This is a genomic window from Denitrobaculum tricleocarpae (genome assembly GCF_007004665.1).
GTDB lineage: Bacteria > Pseudomonadota > Alphaproteobacteria > Kiloniellales > Kiloniellaceae > Denitrobaculum > Denitrobaculum tricleocarpae.
Map to the genome: position 1 here is coordinate 656,971 of NZ_ML660053.1, position 18,150 is coordinate 675,120.

Below are 18,150 nucleotides of genomic sequence, written 5' to 3' on the forward strand. Positions count from 1 at the left end.
GCAACTCTAAGGTCTTTTTTTGACCTCTCTGGAGCAGATTAATGAAGATATCATCCGAGCGAAACAGCCAGAGCCTGCAAAAAAGAGTCCGCACCAACAGCGGCGACGGCGGTTGGAGCCGACAAGCCCTATGGCGCCAGGGCTTTTTTTAGAGCGTCGAAGGGCAGCAGGACGCAGCCGTGGCGGCTGCGGTAGTCCGCGACGGGCTGAAAATTGGCCATCTCGGCCCAGTCGCTATCGGGCGGCCGTCCGTCCGACTTCAACATTGCGCGCACTTTTTGGGCAGCCTCGGCGACTTGATCCGCATCCTGGCCGATGGCGGTGCGGCTGAGGACCGCCGCCGAGGCCTGACAGATCAGGCAGGCCCGGACTTCGCGGCCAATCGCCGCCACCTTGCCGTTTTCCATCTGCACATCGATGGTGACCCGGTCGCCGCAAAGAGGATTGTCGACTGTGATGCTCAGGTCGGCTTCGGCCAGACGCTCTTCCGGCACGGCAGCGAGATCAATGAGGGTCTTGTGATAAAGGTCCTCGCTCACGCCGACTTTTCCTGGTTGTCAGAGGGCTTTCCGGTCAGCAGTGCAAGTGCCTCCGGCGTATCGATATCCAGAAAGATCTCCGCACCGTCCATCGGCACTTCGCAGACCAGTTCCGCATACTCGCCAATCAGGTGCTTGGCGCCGACGTCGCCAGCGAGATCCTTCATAGCCGAGAAGAAACGGCGTCCCCAGAGCACCGGATTGCCGCGTTTGCCCTCGTGGGTCGGCACACAAATCGCGCGGCCCTCGACGGGATTGAAAGCGGCGATCAGGCTGTTGAGGGTCTCGGGTTTCAGGCGCGGCATATCGCCAAGACAAACGATGACGCCGTCTATGTCTTCGCCCAGTCCGGCAAGACCGGTTCTGAGAGAGGTGCTCAGGCCTTGCTCGTAATCCGGGTTCTGCAGATGAGGAACGCCGTGCCGGTCAGCGAGCGCCCCTATCGCGTCGGCCTCATGACCGGTTACGAGGAGGGCGGAGACACATTGACTCTCGACGACGGTCTCCAACACCCGGGTCAGCATGGCCTTGCCGTCGATCTCAGCCAGCAGCTTATTGGCAACACCCATCCGCCGGGACTGACCGGCGGCGAGGACCAGTGCGGCAATGCGTGGAACCCGCGGAATACCGTCTTGCATTCCGCCGTCACCTTCGCGCGGTTGCGGACGAGTTGGAATCTCTTTGAGCAGCCCACCGGCTCCCATCGCCATGATGTCGTCGCGGGTGACGCTGAGGCCTGCCAGCAGGCGTTCCAGGACCCAGTCGAAACCGTTGATTTTGGGCGAGCGCGCGCAGCCGGGCAGACCGATGATCGGTGTTCCCTCGTGCCGCGCCAGCAGCATCAGGTTTCCTGGATCGACAGGCATGCCGAAGTGCTCAACCTCGCCACCAGCCGCGATAATACCTGCAGGCACCACGTCCCGCCGGTCGGTAATGGCAGAGGCACCGAAGACGAGGATCATCCCGCAGCCCGCCGCGCGAAGCTCCGAGATGGCCGCGGCCACGTCATTTTCGTGGTGTGGAACGGTGCGGCATTCCGAGAGGCGGCTTCCCAGGCTCTCCAGCCGGCCTTTGATTACTTCCAGGGATTTTTTCAACAGTTTGTCACGCGTGCCCGGCAAGCGCGTCAGGACCAAGCCGACGTTGTGAGGCTGGAAAGCGGCAACGCGTATCAGCGGGGTGTCCCCAGCGGCGGTCTCTGAAGCTTCGTCGACAACAGACGCGGGTGCGGATAAAGGAATGACTTTCACCGTCGCCAGCATCTGCCCGGGCGAAACCCGTTCGTAAGGCGCAAGCGTCGCTATTGTCATGGCCTCGTCGATACGGTTGAGCCGGGTCACGGCATCGCCATCGATCAGGGCAACGCCCGGCACTTTGGCGTAGAGATTGCAGCGCCCGGTGAAGGCGGCCGCGACCTCGGCTCCTTCTCCGCAGGCGGCTTGCGCAACCTGGGCGGCGGCTATGTCTTCCGGGATATCTTCCGGCTCGAAACGTCCGGCAATGACCTCATCAATGCCCGCGTCCACAAGCTGTGCGACATCCTCGGCGGAGAGGCGATGGCCTTTTTTGAATTTGCGTTGACCCGCCAGAATCGAATGCCCAAGGACGGCGCCCTCGGCCTGACCTGGTGCTATGCGTCCGAATTTCATGCACCGGCACTCACGGCAGGTGTTGTATGCGCGGCAGTCTCCTTAACCCCGGTGGTTGGCGCGTCTCCGGTTGGAGCCTGGCGAAGGGTCTGGGTGATTTTGGCCATGATCGAGATTGCGATTTCAGCTGGGGATTTTGCTCCGATCGCCAGTCCGATGGGGCCGTCAATCCGGGCCTGCGCGGTTTCGTCAAAACCGGCTTTGCTCAAACGGGCCAGGCGCGCGGCATGGGTTTTCCGGCTGCCGAGGGAGCCGATGTAAAAGGCTGTCGAGGTCAAGGCCGCATTCAGGGCCGGATCATCGATCTTGGGATCATGAGTCAGGGTTACGATTGCAGTGCGCCGGTCCGGCTTGAGTGCGGTCACCGCCACGTCCGGCCAGTCGTTCGAGAGCGTGACGCCGGGAAAACGAATGTCGCTGCCGAAGGCTCGGCGGGGATCCACCACGGTTACATCGTATCCGGCGATCTGAGCCATGGGCACGAGGGCCTGGGAAATATGAACCGCACCCACGACAATCATCCGCAGGGGCGGGTTGAAGACCTGCAGGAAAATGCGCTTGCCATCGATCTCGATCACCTGACTCTTGTCCGCGAGGGCGGCATTCTGTGCAGCTTGCAGGAGTGAGCTGCCCGAATCGTCGTCAAAGGGACGAATGAGGTGCTCATTGCCGCTTTCCAGATCGAGTGCCCGCACGACCGGTGTTTTTCGGTCTCTGTCGCTCTGAATCTGCGCGAGGGTTTCACTCTGCATCAGTTCAGCCGCTCGACGAAAACCTGAATCTTGCCTCCGCAGGCAAGGCCCACATCCCAGGCCTCGCTGTTGCTGACACCGAACTCCAGCAGTTTTGAGGCGCCGGTTTCCATGATCTCAAGCGCTTCGTGTACGACGGCGCTCTCCACGCAGCCGCCACTCACCGATCCGATCATATTCATCTCGCCATCGACCACCAGTTGACTGCCGGCCGGGCGCGGCGCGGAGCCCCAGGTGGAGACGACGGTTGCAATCGCCACATCCCGGCCCAGGGCCTTCCAATCTGCGGCCTGGCGCAGGATGTCGGCTTCTTCCTGTTGAACGCGGGTGGTCTCTGTCATGCGGCTGCGTTCCCTTCGGCTTTGTAAAAGTGTCCTTCCTGAACCTTTTTCGGCGGCTGACTGAGGATCGCTGCCAGTTCCTCCAGGCTGTTCAGGCTGTGGACCGAGCGAAAATCATCCACGTGGGGAAGGATCGCCCGGATACCCTTGGATTTTGGCTCGAAACCCTCGTAGCGCAAGAGGGGATTTAGCCAGATCAGGCGTCTGCAGGATTTATGCAGCCGTTCCATCTCCTCGCCCAGGCCGCTGCCTGCATCACGATCCAGGCCGTCCGAGATAAAAAGCACCATCGCACCCTGGCCCAAAACCCGGCGCGACCACTTGACGTTGAACTCGGCGAGGGTCTGACCGATCCGGGTGCCGCCTGACCAGTCGTCGACGTTTTCGCCGATCTTCTCCAGCGCCACGTCGACGTCGCGGGTGCGCAGATAGCGGGTCACGTTGGTCAGGCGTGTGCCGAAGAGAAAGGTATGCACCCGGTCGCGGTCATTTGTGATGGCATGCAGGAAGTGCAGAAACATCCGGCTGTACTGGCTCATGGACCCGGAGATATCGCAGAGCACGACCAGGGGCGGGTGGCGCTCGGCCCGTGCCTTACGGCGCAGGGGAATGCTGTCGCCGCCTGAGCGTAACGAGGCGCGCAGACTGCGCCGCATATCGATCTTGTGGCCGTGGACATGGGGTTTGAAGCGCCGTGTCGGAACCGCGACAATCGGAAGGCGCAGTTTCGCGATCGCCTTCTTCGCCAGAGCGACCTCCTCCGACGACATGGACTCAAAATCCTGATGGCGCAGGTGCTCTTCGTCGGAATAGGTCAGGGTGGCGTCGATTTCTATGGTTTCGCCTTCTTCCTCCCCCCTGGAAGAGGGCATGCTCTCGCTTTCCGGCGCCATGGCGTCCGAAACCCGCCGGCTCGCCTTTTCGCGCTCCTGCTCCGGACCTTCCTCCAGAAAGGTGGTGGGCAAGAGCATCGACATCATCTTTTCCAGCAGTTCCGGATTGCGCCAGAAAATGTGGAAAGTCTGATCGAAGAGCTCGCGCTGATCGCGGCGGTTCACGAAGACGGCATGCAGCGTCCAGTAAAAGTCCTCGCGCCGCTGCAGGCCCGCCGTCTCGACCGCGCGCAGGGCTTCGACCACTTTTCCAGGGCCGACCGGCAGACCGGCCCGGCGCAGCACACGGGCGAAATGCATGATGTTCTCGGCGAATTTGCCGCCATCCCGCTCGGCGATGGTGCCGTCGGGCGCTATATCGCGGCCGCCGCTCATTTTGGCGCCGCAGCCATGTCTGTCTGTACCTCGTCGAGCAGCGCTGCGGCCTCGGAGCCCTGGATCTTCGCAATATCGTCCTGATACTTCAGCAGGACACCCAGCGTGTCGTTGATCACGCCCGGGTCGAGCGACATGACATCCAGTTGGGTCAGGGCCTGGGTCCAGTCGATGGTCTCGGCGATCCCCGGCAGTTTGAAGAGTTCGGCATCGGTGCGCAGCTTTTGAATGAAGCTGACGATTTCCTGGCTCAAGCGTTTGTCGGCGCCGGGGACCTTGAGGCGCAGAATGGCCAGTTCGCGCTCCGCATCCGGGTAGTCGACCCAGTGATAGAGGCAGCGGCGCTTCAGGGCGTCATGAATTTCCCGCGTCCGGTTCGATGTCACGATGACGATCGGCGGCTCCTCTGCTTTGATGGTGCCGATTTCCGGGATCGTGATCTGAAAATCCGAGAGCACTTCCAGCAGATAGGCCTCGAAGGGTTCGTCGGTCCGGTCGAGTTCGTCGATCAGCAGCACCGGTGCGCCGCGCGGCGAGGGCTCGAGAGCGGTCAGCAGGGGACGCTTGACCAGGAAATCCTGAGAAAAGATATCTTTGCCGAGCTGCTGACGGTCCGCGCCGCCGGTGGCTTCCGCCAGGCGGATCTCGATCATCTGGCGGGCATAATTCCATTCATAGACCGCGGACCCGACATCCAGGCCTTCGTAACACTGCAGGCGCACCAGGGGACGGTCGAGCGTGGTGGCCAGAACCTTCGCGATCTCGGTCTTACCGACACCGGCTTCGCCCTCGAGGAACAGAGGTCGGCCCATTTTCAGGCTGAGGAACAGAACTGTCGCAAGGCTGCGGTCGGCAACGTAGTCGGCCTGTCCCAAAAGCTCTGAAACCTGATCGATGGAAGAGGGGATCGCGGTGGCCATAAAACGCTGCTTACCTTAGTCGTGGGTATCGTCCTAATCGAAAACGATTGGATCAAAAAGAACAAGGGGAGACCATACTGTCTCCCCTTGTGTGTTTAGCTATGTCGTCCGGTCAGCCGCCTGCGGCCTGGACCGCACGCTTGGCCATGACCGAGACCAGATGGGCCCGGTATTCGGCGGAGGCATGCAGATCGTTGTTCAGATCGTCCGAAGCAACTGCAATGCCGTCCAGGGCCGAAGCCGAGAAGTTGGCGTTCAAGGCCGTTTCCATGGCGCTGGCCCGGAAGGCACTGCCACCGGCACCCGTGACCGCAACCCTGACGCCATCCGAGGTTTTCGCGACAAAAACACCGACAATCGCGTAGCGTGACGCCGGATTTGCGAACTTGACGTAGGCTGCGGCTTCCGGGACGGGGAAGCTGACCTTGGTGAGGATCTCGTTCTCCGCCAGTGCCGTCTCGAAGATTCCTGTGAAGAAATCATCCGCCGCGATGGTCCTGCTGTTGGTGTGGAGCGTCGCGCCCAAACCGAGTACGGCAGCAGGGTAGTCGGCAGCCGGATCCGCGTTGGCCACGGAACCGCCAATGGTGCCGACATTGCGAACCTGGGTATCGCCGATACCCGAGGCCAGATCCGCCAGCGCGGGAATTGCTCCGGCGACGGCTCCGGACGCCGCAACCGAGGCATGGGTCGCGGTTGCCCCGATGGTGACCGTCGATCCGTCAACCGAGATGTCGGAGAGACCTGGAATGCCACCCAGGTCGATCACATCAGAGGGTTGGGCGAGGCGGAGCTTCATGGTCGGCAAGAGGGATTGTCCGCCCGCGAGAAGCTTGGCGTCCTCATTGATCAGACCGACAGCCTCATCCACCGAGCCAGGACGATGATAATTAAAGTCGTACATTGATGTTTCCTCCTTACTCGGCTGCCTGTTGCACGGCTTGAGCCGCACGCCAGACCTTTTCACGGGTTGCAGGCATATCGATTTCGACACCCAGAGCATCGGTGATGGCATTCATCAGAGCCGCAGGCGCCGCAATGGCACCGGCCTCACCGCAACCCTTCACGCCCAGAGGGTTGCCAGGGCAGGGGGTGTTGGTGGTTTCGACCTTAAGGCTCGGGAAATCGTCAGCCCGTGGCATGGTGTAGTCCATGTAGGAACCGGTCAGAAGCTGTCCGGTCTCCGAGTCATAGACTGCATTTTCCAGCAAGGCCTGGCCGACACCCTGGGCCACGCCGCCATGGATCTGACCTTCGACGATCATCGGGTTGATGACGTTGCCGAAATCATCCGAGGCCGCCCAATCGACAACCTCGACCACACCGGTCTCCGGATCGATTTCGACCTCGGCGATGTGGGTGCCTGCAGGGAAGGTAAAGTTCGTCGGATCGTAGAATGCGGTTTCATCCATGCCGGGCTCCAGATCCGGCGGATAGTTGTGCGGCACATAGGCGGCGAAGGCCACCTCTGCCATCGTCACCTGTTTGTCGGTTCCGGCCACCTTGAACACGCCCTTGGCATGCTCGATGTCCTCGACCGAAGCTTCCATCAGATGGGCCGCGACTTTCTTGCCCTTCTCCACGATCTTATCGACCGCGCGCATGATGGCCGAGCCGCCGACGGCAAGTGAGCGGGAACCGTAGGTCCCCATGCCGAAGGGAACTTTGCCCGTATCGCCGTGGGAAATCTCCACGTTCTCGATCGGTACGCCAAGATGCTCGGTGATGAGCTGGGCAAAGGTCGTCTCATGTCCCTGACCATGGGAATGGCTGCCTGTGAAAACAGTCACTCCACCGGTCGGATTGAAGCGCACCTGTGCTGATTCCCAGAGGCCGACACCGGCACCCAAAGAGCCGACCGCCGCCGAAGGAGCGATACCACAGGCTTCAATGAAGGACGAGAAGCCGATACCGCGTTTCTTGCCCTGGCTTTCCGACTCCGCTTTGCGGGCGGCGTAGCCGTCGTAGTCGATCAGCTTCAGCGCCGTATCCATGTTGAGCGGATAGTTACCGGAATCGTAAGTCATGATGACCGGTGTCTCATAGGGATAGGCATCCGGCGCGATGAAGTTACGCTTGCGCAGCTCGACCGGAGAAATGCCCAGATCTCTGGCGGCCCGCTCGACCATACGCTCGACGACGTAGGTTGCTTCGGGACGGCCCGCGCCGCGATAGGCGTCGACCGGTGCGGTGTTGGTGAATACCGCTTTGACGTTCGCATAGATTGCCGGTGTTGTGTATTGCCCAGCCAGCAGGGTCGCGTAGAGATAACTCGGCACCGAGGTTGCGAAGGTCGAGAGATAGGCACCCATGTTCGCTATGGTGTTGACCCGTAGTCCCAGGAACTTGCCGTTGGCGTCCATGGCAAGTTCGGCAGTGGTGTGATGGTCGCGGCCGTGGGCGTCCGACAGGAAGGACTCGGAGCGTTCCGCCGTCCACTTGACGGGACGGTCGATTTTCCGCGCCGCCCAGGCACAAACGGTCTCCTCGGCATAGATGAAGATCTTGGAGCCGAAGCCGCCGCCCACGTCAGGGGCCACCACTCGGAGCTTGTGCTCCGGCGCAATTCCGACGAAGGCGGAGAGCACCAGGCGCGCGACATGCGGGTTCTGACTGGTGGTATAGAGAACGATCTCATCGGTGCCACTGTCGAAGTCACCGATGGCCGCGCGCGGTTCCATGGCGTTGGGAACAAGACGGTTGTTGTAGATGTCCATCTTGGTCACGTGTGCCGCTGCGGCGAAGGCGGCGTCAACCGCAGCCGGATCGCCCAGTTCCCAGTCATAACAAAGATTGCCGGGAACATCGTCGTGGACCTGTGGGGCGCCCGAAGCCAGTGCATCGGCGCCGCTGACCACAGGGGTCAGCTCTTCGTAGTCGACCTCAATCAGTTCCGCGGCGTCCTTGGCCTGAGCCAGGCTGTCGGCAATGACGAAGGCGACCTGGTCGCCGACGTGGCGCACCGTATCGACGGCGATGGCCGGATGGGCCGGTGCTTTGTGGGGTTCACCGTCTTTGGAAGTAATAGCCCAGCCACAGATCAGGCCGCCGATCCCATCGGCTGCAAGGTCCGCGCCGGTGTAGATAGCGACAACACCCGGCGCCTTGCCGGCTTCCGTGGTGTCGATCGATTTGATCTTGGCGAAGGCATGCGGCGAGCGGAGGAACACGCCGTAGGCCTGCCCGGGACGGTTGATGTCGTCGAGATAGCGGCCCTTGCCAGTGAGAAAACGCTTGTCTTCCTTGCGCCGCACAGAGGCGCCGATTCCGGTTTCGCTGGACATACTCAACCCCCCATGTTGTCGGCTGCGGTTTTCACAGCCTTGACGATGTTCTGGTAGCCGGTGCAGCGGCAGATGTTCCCTTCCAGGCCTTCGCGAATGGTCTTCTCATCCGGATTGGGATGGGTTTTGACCAGATCGATGGCACTCATGACCATGCCCGGGGTACAGAACCCGCACTGCAGGCCGTGGTGCTCCTTAAAGGCGGCCTGCATCGGATGCAGTTCACCGTTCTGAGCCAGACCTTCAATGGTCGTCACCTCTGCGCCTTCGTTCTGAAGGGCGAGCGTCGTGCAGGCTTTTACACTCTTGCCGTTGATGTGCACCACGCAGGCGCCGCATTGGCTGGTGTCGCAGCCGACGTGAGTGCCGGTCAGGGAGAGCTTCTCTCTGAGAAACTGCACCAGCAGTGTGCGCGGTTCCACCTCAGCCGAGACCGCCTTACCGTTGACCGTCATTGAGACGTTGGGCATGTTTTCCTCCTGTCAAATCCACTGTTCCGGAGTCCCAAGCGTGCTTCGCCGACTGGTTTGCAACGGCGACCTGGGTTGTCCGCTTTATTGCCTTCATAGCATGAGAGTTAATCGCCTCGACATGAGATGAAAGTCTTATGATTCATTTTTGAACGCGGGGTTCAGCAACAAAGTCTCGTGCCTGAGGCCTGAGAGGTCAACTTGCTTGTGGTGAATTTTTAACTTTTGACGCCAACCCTCCAGGCTCGACGCCGACTCTCCGGGGCAGCTCGGGCAAGAGGCTTCTGCGGGGATTTAGGATGCACTTCCGGCGAGACAATTGTGCGGCGCTATATAGCAAGTGCCTGGCTGTCTCGGTTTTGCGACTCCGGGAGTAAGTTGTCGCGCCCGGACGCGCGTTGAAGAAAAACTGTTGCGGAAATGCACCTCCGGCGACGGAAAACGGTGCCTCAGGTGCCGGCAACCGGCATGATTTCAGACGAAATCCAAAAATACATACAATTTTAATTAATTTGCGGACAAAATACTTGTCAGTTCAGGTTGTGAATCCGTCAGTGAAACGTGCTTTCGGGTCTCGCGGGTGAAAGCCTTGCGAAGCGGTCGTAAAGGGTAACGCGCTGTCGTTTCTTGCGGTCTAATAGATTACCTGTAAATCGACCTTTTTGATCACGACCCGGCAGAGATTTTGACGCCGAAGTGAATGATAAGATCTTGATTTCGCCATCTTTGGTGTCCAAATCTCATAGTAGACGCAGAGAAAAGTTGAGTACCCCCCTGCCGCTGTGGCGGGGCGCCTTTCCGCCACCTAAGCGAAAGAGGTACAACTATGGGAAAACCTGCGAGCGACTTTAAAAGCCTGATCGAAAAAGACCGTGCGGTGAATGCCGAATCACGGTTCGAAGGCACGCTCCTCGATTATCTTGAGATCATCAAAGCCGATCCGTCTCTATGCAAGCTGGCGCACGCCAGACTCTATGAGGCCGTCACGAAAGACGGCACCGAACTGCTCTCCAACGAAGACGATCCGAAGATCAAACGTCTCTTCGGCGACGACCCTCCGAAGCTGCACAATTTCTTTAAAGACGAGTTTTTCGGCGTCGAGCGGGTCATTTCACAGATTGTGCGTTACCTGCACTCTGCGTCCCTGAAAGGCGAGGAGAGCCGGCAGGTTCTCTACCTCATGGGCCCGGTGGGCGCCGGTAAGTCTTCCCTCGCCGAGAAGCTGCGCAAGGGGCTCGAGGCGTCCGAACCTTTCTATGCGATCGAAGGCTGCCCTATCCAGGAAGAGCCTTTGCACCTCATTCCGAACCATTTGCGGCGCGAATTCGAAAAGATGCTGGACGTCAGCATCATAGGCGAGCTCTGCCCGATTTGCCGGCATCGGCTGGAAGAGGAATTCGACGGGCACTACGAGAAGTTTCCGGTCACGACACTGCGTTTTTCCAAGGCCGCGCGCCGGGGTATGGCGATCGTGCCGCCGGTCGACCCGAACAACCAGGATACCTCTGTCCTGATCGGGTCCGAGGATATTTCGAAGCTCGACCGTTTTTCCGAGGGTGATCCTCGGGTTTTGGATCTGAACGGCGCCTTTAACGTGGGCAACCGCGGGATGGTTGAGTTTATTGAGGTTTTCAAGAACGAGACCGAATACCTGCACACCATCATTACGGCGACGCAGGAGAAATTCGTGCCCGCGCCCGGGCGTCACGGCACGGTTTATGTCGATACCGCCATCGTCGCCCACTCCAACGAAGCGGAGTGGCAGCGCTTCAAGGCAGATCCGACCAACGAAGCGATCCTGGACCGGATTGTGACCGTCAAGGTGCCCTACAACATGCGCCTCTCGGAAGAAGTGAAGATCATCGACAAGATGCTCAAATCTTCCGGCTTCCGGGCACATATCGCGCCGCATACGCTTGAGATCACCTCGATGTTCGCAATTCTCTCGCGCCTGCAGCCCTCGAACAAATGCGATCTCATGACCAAGCTGAAGATCTACGACGGTGAAAAGATCGTCGAGAAAGGCCGGGCCAAGAAGATCGACATCGAGGAACTGCGCGAGGAAGCACCTTTCGAGGGCATGAACGGGATCTCGCCGCGCTTTATCATGAAGGCGGTGGACAATGCGCTTTCGGAGAGCACCGAAGGCCTGACCCCGATCCATGTCCGCGAGGCCCTGATCAATATGGTCAAGGAAGCGGACTTCCCCGACGACACCCGCAAGCGTTACCTGGAGTTTCTGCAGGACACGATCCACAAAGCTTATCTGGAGATTCTGGAGAAAGAAATCACCCGTGCCTTCGTCTATGCCTACGAGGAGCAGGCGGACTCTCTCTTCCAGAACTACCTTGATCACGCGGAAGCCTACGTGACCAAGACTTCGGTCAAGGATCAGAATACGCGCGAGGAGCTGGAACCCGATATGGCCTTCCTGCAGTCCATCGAGGAGCAGATTGCCATTGTCGGCGCAGCGGCCGACGGCTTCCGGCAGGAAGTCATCGCCTATCTTTGGGCCGCCAGCCGGCGCAACGAGAAAATCAGCTTCAACAGCTATGAGCCCCTGAAAGAAGCGATTGAAAAGAAACTCACCAGTTCCGTGCGTGAAATCAGCCGTATCATTACCAAGGCGCGCACGCGCGATGAAGAGCAGGGCGAGAAATACGACGCGCTGGTGAAAAATCTGCTTGATCGTGGCTACAACGAGTTTTCCGCTGAAATCGTTCTGAAGTATGCAGCTAACAATCTCTGGAAGGATTGAGCGGAAGCGGAGAGCAAATGAGGATCCCATGTTCGCGAGTGAACAGATTGCCGGACCTGATTTGAGAAAAACTGCGGAGGGGGCGCATTCATTGTCCCTCCGCGGAGTCTCTTTGGAGGTTGTTTCATGAGTGCTGTGTTTCGGCCCTATTCTGCGTCGGATGCCCTGCGTTCCGACCGCAGTGCGGGTGACCGTCTCAGGCATCGACAGAAAATCCGCGAAGCCCTCAAGGAAAACATTGCCGAAATCGTCGCTGAGGAAGCCATTCTGACCCGCGGTTCCGACCGCATCGTCAAAGTGCCGATCCGCGGCATCAAGGAATATCGCTTTGTCTTCGGGGAAGGTTCGCCGCGGGTTGCCTCTTCCGGGGACGGCGAGGTTCAAAAGGGCCAGGTCATCGGCCAGGACCAGCAGGACGGCCAGCCCGGGAACGGACCCGGGCCCGGCGGCGACCGGCCGGGGGTGGATTACTACGAAACCGATGTCACCATCGATGAACTGGTTGACCTTCTGTTCGAGGATCTGCAGCTCCCGGATATGGAGCGCAAGCGCCTGCGTGAGATCGAGGTGGACCACGGCACGAAGCGTCTGGGCTACCGGCGCAGCGGTATCCGGGTACACCTCGATAAAAAGAGGACACTCAAATCCAAGATCCGCCGCAAAGTGGCCACGGGACCGAGAGAGTCCCGTCCTGACGTTGCGGGCGAGACCACGGCACGGCTGAAAGATCGAACCGGCGGCGCGGCAAGCGAAGAGCAGCGCTTCCCTTTCCACAAGGAAGACCTGCGGTACCGCCGCCGGGTCCCGGACGTCCGGCCCGAATCAAATGCCGTGGTTGTCTGCATTATGGATACCTCCGGTTCCATGGATGTCATGAAGAAGTACCTGGCGCGCAGCTTTTTCTTCCTGCTCTACCAGTTCGTGCGGACGCGCTATCAGACCACGGAACTGGTCTTTGTCGCGCACCACACCCAGGCCCGCGAGGTGGGGGAAGAGGAATTCTTTAGCAAGGGCGAGTCCGGCGGCACCATCATCTCCTCCGGATACCGCAAAGCGCTCGAGATCATCCAGGATCGCTATCATCCCTCGCTCTGGAACGTCTACGCCTTTCATTGCTCTGACGGCGAAAATTTCAGCAGCGACAACACCGAAGCCTTCAATGCCGCCAAGGAGCTTTGCGACGTCTGCAACCTCTTTGGATATGGCGAGATCAAGTCGGACGCCGAGTACTTCGGGGCAACCTCCATGCGCAAAATCTTCGAACGGCTTGACGCGGAGAATTTCCATGCGGTGGTGATCGATGACCGCGAAGACGTCTGGCCAAGCCTGAAGGCTGTGTTGTCGAAGGAGCGGACCGATCCGCAACAGGAAGCTGTCGATTAAAGCCTGAATGGGAAGAGTGTGTGATCGAAACTCTGTAGATCAAGGATGGAGCGGACAATCGAATGGAACGGATGTACCAAACCAGTGATCTGGAAGCCTGGGACGAAAAGATCAGGGAGAAGGTCGAGGCCTTCGGTCTGACCTGCTACGATCAGGAATTCGAGATTTGCGACCACACCCAGATGCTCGGGGCCATGGCGTACCATGGGATGCCCGCGCACTATCCTCATTGGTCTTACGGTAAATCCTTTGAACGGCAATCGACGCTCTACAATCATGGGGCCGCGGGCCTGCCCTACGAGATGGTGATCAACGCCTCTCCGAGCCTCGCCTACCTCATGAGCCAGAATTCGCTCTGTCTTCAAATCCTTACCATCGCGCATGTTTATGCGCACAACGATTTTTTCCGCAACAACGCGACCTTCAAGTACACCAAGGCCGGCAGCGTGATTCCTTCGTTCAAGGCGCGGGCGGACCGGGTGCGGGACTATATGGAGGACCCGTCGATCGGCATTAACAAGGTCGAGCCTGTACTCGATGCTGCCCATGCGCTTTCCATGCAGTGCAGCCGAAATCCGGCGATCCGGAAGCTCACCCAGGAAGAACAGCGGGCCAGAGCTCTGGCGGCAGCTCAGCCGCCTGCGGACGAATACAGCAAGATTCACAAACGCCCGGACTACGTCGAACCGGACCTCAGCCGGGTGCCGCTAGAGCCCGATGAAGATATTCTGCTGTTCATTCGCGACCATCAGCCCCGCCTGACCGATTGGGAGCGTGATCTGCTGACCATCGTGCACGAGGAGTCTCAGTACTTTATTCCGCAGATGGAAACCAAGATCATGAACGAAGGCTGGGCGACCTACTGGCACCGCGAGATCATGAACAGCCTCGATCTGCCGCAGGATATCTATCTCGAGTTCCTGGTGCGCCACAATCAGGTGGTTCAGCCGATTGCGGGGGATATCAACCCTTACCATGTCGGCCTGAAAGTCTGGGACGATATCAAGCGCCGGTACGACAACCCGACCGATGAGGAAATCGCGCGGGACGGCAAGCCGGAGATGACCGGTCACGAGATGATGTTTGCGCTGCGCGAGACCGACCGCGATTCTTCCTTCCTGCGGCGTTTCCTCACCGAGGATCTCTGCGGCGAACTCGGGCTCTTCGAATTTCAGTCTCAAGACGGGTCCCTGGTCGTCACCGAGACCGCGGATGAGGGGGATTGGAAGACCATTCGTGAGACCCTGCTGAGGTCCGTCGGGACCGGATCGCTGCCGGTCATCAAGGTCGAAGATGCAGACTTCGAGCACAGCGGCACCTTGCTGCTCTCCCACGCCCATGACGGACGAAACCTCCATCCGGGCTACGCCGAGCACAGCCTTGCACATGTTTACCGCCTATGGGGACGGCCTGTCGCCCTGAAGACCCAGCAGGAGGGTGAAGACGTCTTCTGGTACTACGATGACGAGGGTTTCCGTGATGCGGCTTGAGAAACCCGGTGTCCGGACGCTTTGGCTTCAGGCGTATTCGCGATCTTGATCGCGGAACTTAAGAGCGGTCACATTTGGGGAATTAGCCCTGCTGCGGCGGAGGCAGGGTGATGCGCTAACGGTCTCGTTCTTGACACGCGCGCGTTTACCAGTGCGAATGCCGACGACGTAAGCTTTTGCCGCAATTCGCAGTGAGATGACCACTCAGTCCAGCCCCAAAATTACATTTGCGCGATTGCCGGAGATATCACCGGGCGAGATCATTGCGCATATGTCCGACGTCCGCATCGCGGAGCATATGCCGTTGCTCACACACGAATGGGACCGTCAGGCGGTTACAGAATTTGTTGCCGCCAAGGAAGCCTACTGGCTTCGCGATGGACTGGGTCATTGGGCGATCCTCTGCGATGACAGATATGTTGGATGGGGCGGATTTCAGAAAGAGGGTGACGAGTGGGATTACGGGCTGGTGCTGAAGCCCGCGTGCTTCGGGCTAGGCGTGCGGATCTCCAGGAAGGCCATTGAATTTGCTGTTGCCGACGCCCGAATTCCATTCGTGACGTTCCTTCTGCCGCCATCACGCAAGAATCTCGGCGGGCTTGCGAGACTCGGAGCCCGGTTTGTCGAAATGACCGAGTACGATGGGGCCGAGTTCTTGAAGTACCGCCTGGATACGAAATGACCTTCATTTGATGCTGTGCCGGAGTGTCTGTCTTGTTCCGGCACGTAACCGTGCCAATACCCATTGTTTCCGCATTGCCACGGTCCTGGTCTTTAAAGACAGCCAATCCCGCCCTTTCCGCATCGTGGAACAGCAAAAACACGTCCTGGATTATTCGCCCCCCAAGACATAGGGTCCTGCGCGAAGAAGAGATCGCGCGAGAATCGGTATGATTGTGGCGCGTTTCCTTCGTGGTTCCGATAACGCAGCGCGCACACCCCTGGCGGGGTGCTTGCACCAGGGAGAGACGTGATGAGAGATTTTCAGGCGGGCGGCCGATCCCCGGCTTACGGCGAGAAGGGTATGGTCGCGACGTCGCACCCTGAAGCTTCTTTGGCAGCCCTGGATCAACTGCGCGCCGGCGGAAATGCGGTTGATGCCGCGCTGGCGGCGATTTCGACACTCTGCGTCGTCGAACCTCACATGACCGGCATCGGGGGCGATTGTTTCGTTCTCTATAGCCCCGCAAATGGGCCGAAAGCAGGGCAGGTGATTGCCCTGAATGGCTCCGGCTGCGCGCCCTCTGGGATGACGTCCGCTGCGCTGCTGGAACAGGGGATCACCGAGATCGATTACCAGAGCGCGCACGCGGTCACTGTGCCGGGTGCGATCGATGCCTGGTGCCGTTTGCACGAAGCCTACGGCTCGCGCCCGATGGATGCGCTTTTCGCCCGGGCGATCGAACTTGGCGAGGAAGGGTACCGGGTGCTTCCGCGCATCGCGCTGGACTGGGCCGATAATACCGAACGCCTGATGAAAGATGCCAACGCGACAGCTGCCTTTCTTCCGGGGGGAAAAGCGCCTGCAGCGGGGGATCGCCACGCGCAACCCGCACTGGCCCGGACGCTGCGCACCATAGCCGCCAAAGGCAGGAAAGGCTTTTACGAGGGCGCGGTGGCTGAAGATATGGTTGCGGCTCTCCGTGCGCTCGGCGGCTTCCATAGCCTCGAAGACTTTGCCGTGCAGAGCAGCGAGTTCGTCGAGCCGATCAAGACCAGCTACCGGGACCACGAGGTTTATGAGTGTCCGCCGAATGGGCAGGGCGTGATCGCGCTTATGATCCTGAACCAGCTTTCCAGGCTCGGTTTTGACGGTAACCTGCCGGAGCTGGACCGGGTTCATCTTCTGGCCGAGGCGACCAAGTTGGGTTACGCCAGCCGGGACCAGTACCTGGCCGACCCCGCAAAGGCCGAAGTTCCGGTAGAACGATTACTTTCAGACTCTTATGCCGATAAGCTGAGGAAGCAGATCAAATTGAAGTCTGCCCTGGTGACGCCGGATACGGACCTGCCCGAGCACAAGGACACGGTCTATCTGACCATTGTCGACCGGGACGGCAACGCCATCTCCTTCATCAATTCGATCTTCCAAGCTTTCGGCAGCACGCGTCTCGCGCCCAAATCAGGTGTTATGCTGCACAACCGCGGTGCCAGCTTCCGGGTTTCCAACGAACATCCGAATGGGATCGCACCGGGCAAACGGCCCTTGCACACCATCATTCCCGGCATGGTTATGCGCGGCGGCAAGGCCGCAATGCCCTTCGGCGTCATGGGGGGGCACTACCAGGCGACCGGCCATGCCAACTTCCTGTCGCGGGTTCTCGATGAGGGCGTGGACGTTCAGCAGGCCCTGGAATGGCCGCGCAGCTTCGCCTCCGACGGTGAGCTGAAAATCGAAGTCGGATACGACGAGACGGTCTACAAAGGATTGGCAGCGCGCGGTCATCAAGTCGTCTGGGCGGACCGGGCGATTGGCGGCGGTCAAGCTATCTGGATCGATCACGCACGCGGAGTGCTGGTTGGAGGATCGGATCCCCGAAAAGACGGCTGCGCGCTCGGTCTGTAAGGGGTCGGGAACACCCATCCAAACCTGAAGGAGCTGATGATGTTGAAGATCTGGGGGCGGCGCAATTCCTCAAATGTCCAGAAAGTCATGTGGCTGATCGGTGAACTGGAGATCCCGCATGAACGGATCGACGCGGGTGGCTCCTACAGCAAGCTGGATAGCCCTGAATTCCGTCACTTGAACCCCCATGGCAAGATCCCCGTTCTTGAGGATGGGGGCCTGGTGATCTGGGAATCCCACGCAATCCTGCGCTACCTTGCCGCCCGTTATGGTGCCGAGCATTTCTGGCCGACGGATCTCGCGGTGCGGGCGACTGGCGACCAGTGGATCGAATGGACGCAGACGACCCTTTTACGCGGTTTTTCCGATGTGTTCTGGGGCTTCTACAGAACGCCTGAGCAGGAGCGGGATCCCGCCTTCATCAAAGGGGCCCTCGCGCGCTTAAATGGCGACTTTGAGCTGCTGGACGGTATTCTCGCGGGCCGACGGTTCCTGCTTGGCGATCAACTTTCCCTGGCCGATATCCCGGCGGGCATGGCGCTCTATCGCTATTTCGAAATGGAGATCGCACGGCCGTCGCTGCCGAATGTAGAGGCCTGGTACGCCGAACTGCAAAAACGCGAGGCCTACCGCGCGCACGTGATGGTGCCTTTCGACGAGCTCTATGGCCGCCTGAGCTTCTAAGTCTGCGCCTGCGACGACGTTTTTATGGCAAAAAGCCGCCGTCTGG

15 protein-coding genes are annotated in these 18,150 nt (G+C 59.6%); 6 read left to right on the forward strand and 9 right to left on the reverse strand.

Annotated features, from left to right (window positions below; translation table 11 throughout):
- Positions 1 to 128 precede the first annotated feature (128 nt).
- The 9 genes from FKG95_RS07890 to FKG95_RS07925 all read right to left on the reverse strand — a co-directional run bounded on the left by FKG95_RS07890 (position 129) and on the right by FKG95_RS07925 (position 9,223).
- Positions 129 to 539 (reverse strand): iron-sulfur cluster assembly scaffold protein, encoded by a 411-nt coding sequence (locus tag FKG95_RS07890; RefSeq protein ID WP_142895766.1) that lies wholly within the window; start codon positions 537 to 539, stop codon positions 129 to 131.
- Entirely contained in the window at positions 536 to 2,188 is a 1,653-nt protein-coding gene (locus FKG95_RS07895; protein ID WP_142895767.1) for an NTP transferase domain-containing protein, read from the reverse strand. Before FKG95_RS07895 ends, FKG95_RS07890 begins: the two co-directional genes overlap by 4 nt.
- A complete protein-coding gene (locus FKG95_RS07900) occupies positions 2,185 to 2,940 on the reverse strand; it encodes an XdhC family protein (protein WP_179953974.1) in 756 nt (251 codons plus the stop codon). The genes FKG95_RS07895 and FKG95_RS07900 overlap by 4 nt, the downstream gene beginning before the upstream one ends.
- A complete protein-coding gene (locus FKG95_RS29555; RefSeq protein ID WP_179953975.1) occupies positions 2,940 to 3,281 on the reverse strand; it encodes an XdhC family protein in 342 nt (113 codons plus the stop codon). The genes FKG95_RS07900 and FKG95_RS29555 overlap by 1 nt, the downstream gene beginning before the upstream one ends.
- Positions 3,278 to 4,549: a vWA domain-containing protein gene (locus tag FKG95_RS07905; RefSeq protein WP_142895768.1), complete on the reverse strand. Its 1,272-nt coding sequence runs from the start codon at positions 4,547 to 4,549 to the stop codon at positions 3,278 to 3,280. The genes FKG95_RS29555 and FKG95_RS07905 overlap by 4 nt, the downstream gene beginning before the upstream one ends.
- The gene (locus FKG95_RS07910; protein WP_142895769.1) at positions 4,546 to 5,469 is read right to left on the reverse strand and encodes an AAA family ATPase; all 924 of its coding nucleotides are present in this window, start codon (positions 5,467 to 5,469) and stop codon (positions 4,546 to 4,548) included. Before FKG95_RS07910 ends, FKG95_RS07905 begins: the two co-directional genes overlap by 4 nt.
- A gap of 112 nt (positions 5,470 to 5,581) precedes the next feature.
- On the reverse strand, positions 5,582 to 6,373 hold the full coding sequence (locus FKG95_RS07915; protein WP_142895770.1) for an FAD binding domain-containing protein: 792 nt from the start codon (positions 6,371 to 6,373) through the stop codon (positions 5,582 to 5,584).
- Between the two features lie 13 nt (positions 6,374 to 6,386).
- Positions 6,387 to 8,753 carry a xanthine dehydrogenase family protein molybdopterin-binding subunit gene (locus FKG95_RS07920; RefSeq protein WP_142895771.1) on the reverse strand — a complete coding sequence of 789 codons (2,367 nt, stop codon included), beginning with the start codon at positions 8,751 to 8,753 and terminating at the stop codon, positions 6,387 to 6,389.
- A 2-nt stretch (positions 8,754 to 8,755) separates the two neighbouring features.
- Positions 8,756 to 9,223 (reverse strand): (2Fe-2S)-binding protein, encoded by a 468-nt coding sequence (locus FKG95_RS07925; RefSeq protein WP_142895772.1) that lies wholly within the window; start codon positions 9,221 to 9,223, stop codon positions 8,756 to 8,758.
- Positions 9,224 to 10,049: 826 nt separating this feature from the next.
- On the opposite strand from FKG95_RS07925, the gene FKG95_RS07930 reads away from it, so the two are divergent.
- The 6 genes from FKG95_RS07930 to FKG95_RS07955 all read left to right on the forward strand — a co-directional run bounded on the left by FKG95_RS07930 (position 10,050) and on the right by FKG95_RS07955 (position 18,104).
- Entirely contained in the window at positions 10,050 to 11,981 is a 1,932-nt protein-coding gene (locus FKG95_RS07930) for a serine protein kinase (protein WP_142895773.1), read from the forward strand.
- 126 nt (positions 11,982 to 12,107) lie between these two features.
- Positions 12,108 to 13,364 (forward strand): YeaH/YhbH family protein, encoded by a 1,257-nt coding sequence (locus FKG95_RS07935; RefSeq protein WP_142895774.1) that lies wholly within the window; start codon positions 12,108 to 12,110, stop codon positions 13,362 to 13,364.
- 62 nt (positions 13,365 to 13,426) lie between these two features.
- Complete coding sequence (locus FKG95_RS07940) at positions 13,427 to 14,854, forward strand: SpoVR family protein (protein WP_142895775.1); 1,428 nt, start codon at positions 13,427 to 13,429, stop codon at positions 14,852 to 14,854.
- Between the two features lie 271 nt (positions 14,855 to 15,125).
- On the forward strand, positions 15,126 to 15,536 hold the full coding sequence (locus FKG95_RS07945) for a hypothetical protein (protein ID WP_142895776.1): 411 nt from the start codon (positions 15,126 to 15,128) through the stop codon (positions 15,534 to 15,536).
- 291 nt (positions 15,537 to 15,827) lie between these two features.
- Positions 15,828 to 17,420, forward strand: coding sequence for a gamma-glutamyltransferase (ggt, locus tag FKG95_RS07950; RefSeq protein WP_142895777.1), 1,593 nt, complete (start codon positions 15,828 to 15,830; stop codon positions 17,418 to 17,420).
- Between the two features lie 36 nt (positions 17,421 to 17,456).
- Entirely contained in the window at positions 17,457 to 18,104 is a 648-nt protein-coding gene (locus tag FKG95_RS07955; RefSeq protein WP_218940108.1) for a glutathione S-transferase family protein, read from the forward strand.
- Positions 18,105 to 18,150 lie beyond the last annotated feature (46 nt).

Coding starts and splice junctions, on each gene's coding strand:
- FKG95_RS07935 (WP_142895774.1), top strand. CDS start 12,108: ATGAGTGCTGTGTTTCGGCCCTATTCTGCGTCGGATGCCCTGCGTTCC.
- FKG95_RS07920 (WP_142895771.1), bottom strand. CDS start 8,753: ATGTCCAGCGAAACCGGAATCGGCGCCTCTGTGCGGCGCAAGGAAGAC.
- FKG95_RS07900 (WP_179953974.1), bottom strand. CDS start 2,940: ATGCAGAGTGAAACCCTCGCGCAGATTCAGAGCGACAGAGACCGAAAA.
- FKG95_RS07955 (WP_218940108.1), top strand. CDS start 17,457: ATGATGTTGAAGATCTGGGGGCGGCGCAATTCCTCAAATGTCCAGAAA.
- FKG95_RS07925 (WP_142895772.1), bottom strand. CDS start 9,223: ATGCCCAACGTCTCAATGACGGTCAACGGTAAGGCGGTCTCGGCTGAG.
- FKG95_RS07940 (WP_142895775.1), top strand. CDS start 13,427: ATGGAACGGATGTACCAAACCAGTGATCTGGAAGCCTGGGACGAAAAG.
- FKG95_RS29555 (WP_179953975.1), bottom strand. CDS start 3,281: ATGACAGAGACCACCCGCGTTCAACAGGAAGAAGCCGACATCCTGCGC.
- FKG95_RS07905 (WP_142895768.1), bottom strand. CDS start 4,549: ATGAGCGGCGGCCGCGATATAGCGCCCGACGGCACCATCGCCGAGCGG.
- FKG95_RS07895 (WP_142895767.1), bottom strand. CDS start 2,188: ATGAAATTCGGACGCATAGCACCAGGTCAGGCCGAGGGCGCCGTCCTT.
- ggt (WP_142895777.1), top strand. CDS start 15,828: ATGAGAGATTTTCAGGCGGGCGGCCGATCCCCGGCTTACGGCGAGAAG.
- FKG95_RS07945 (WP_142895776.1), top strand. CDS start 15,126: ATGTCCGACGTCCGCATCGCGGAGCATATGCCGTTGCTCACACACGAA.
- FKG95_RS07915 (WP_142895770.1), bottom strand. CDS start 6,373: ATGTACGACTTTAATTATCATCGTCCTGGCTCGGTGGATGAGGCTGTC.
- FKG95_RS07930 (WP_142895773.1), top strand. CDS start 10,050: ATGGGAAAACCTGCGAGCGACTTTAAAAGCCTGATCGAAAAAGACCGT.
- FKG95_RS07910 (WP_142895769.1), bottom strand. CDS start 5,469: ATGGCCACCGCGATCCCCTCTTCCATCGATCAGGTTTCAGAGCTTTTG.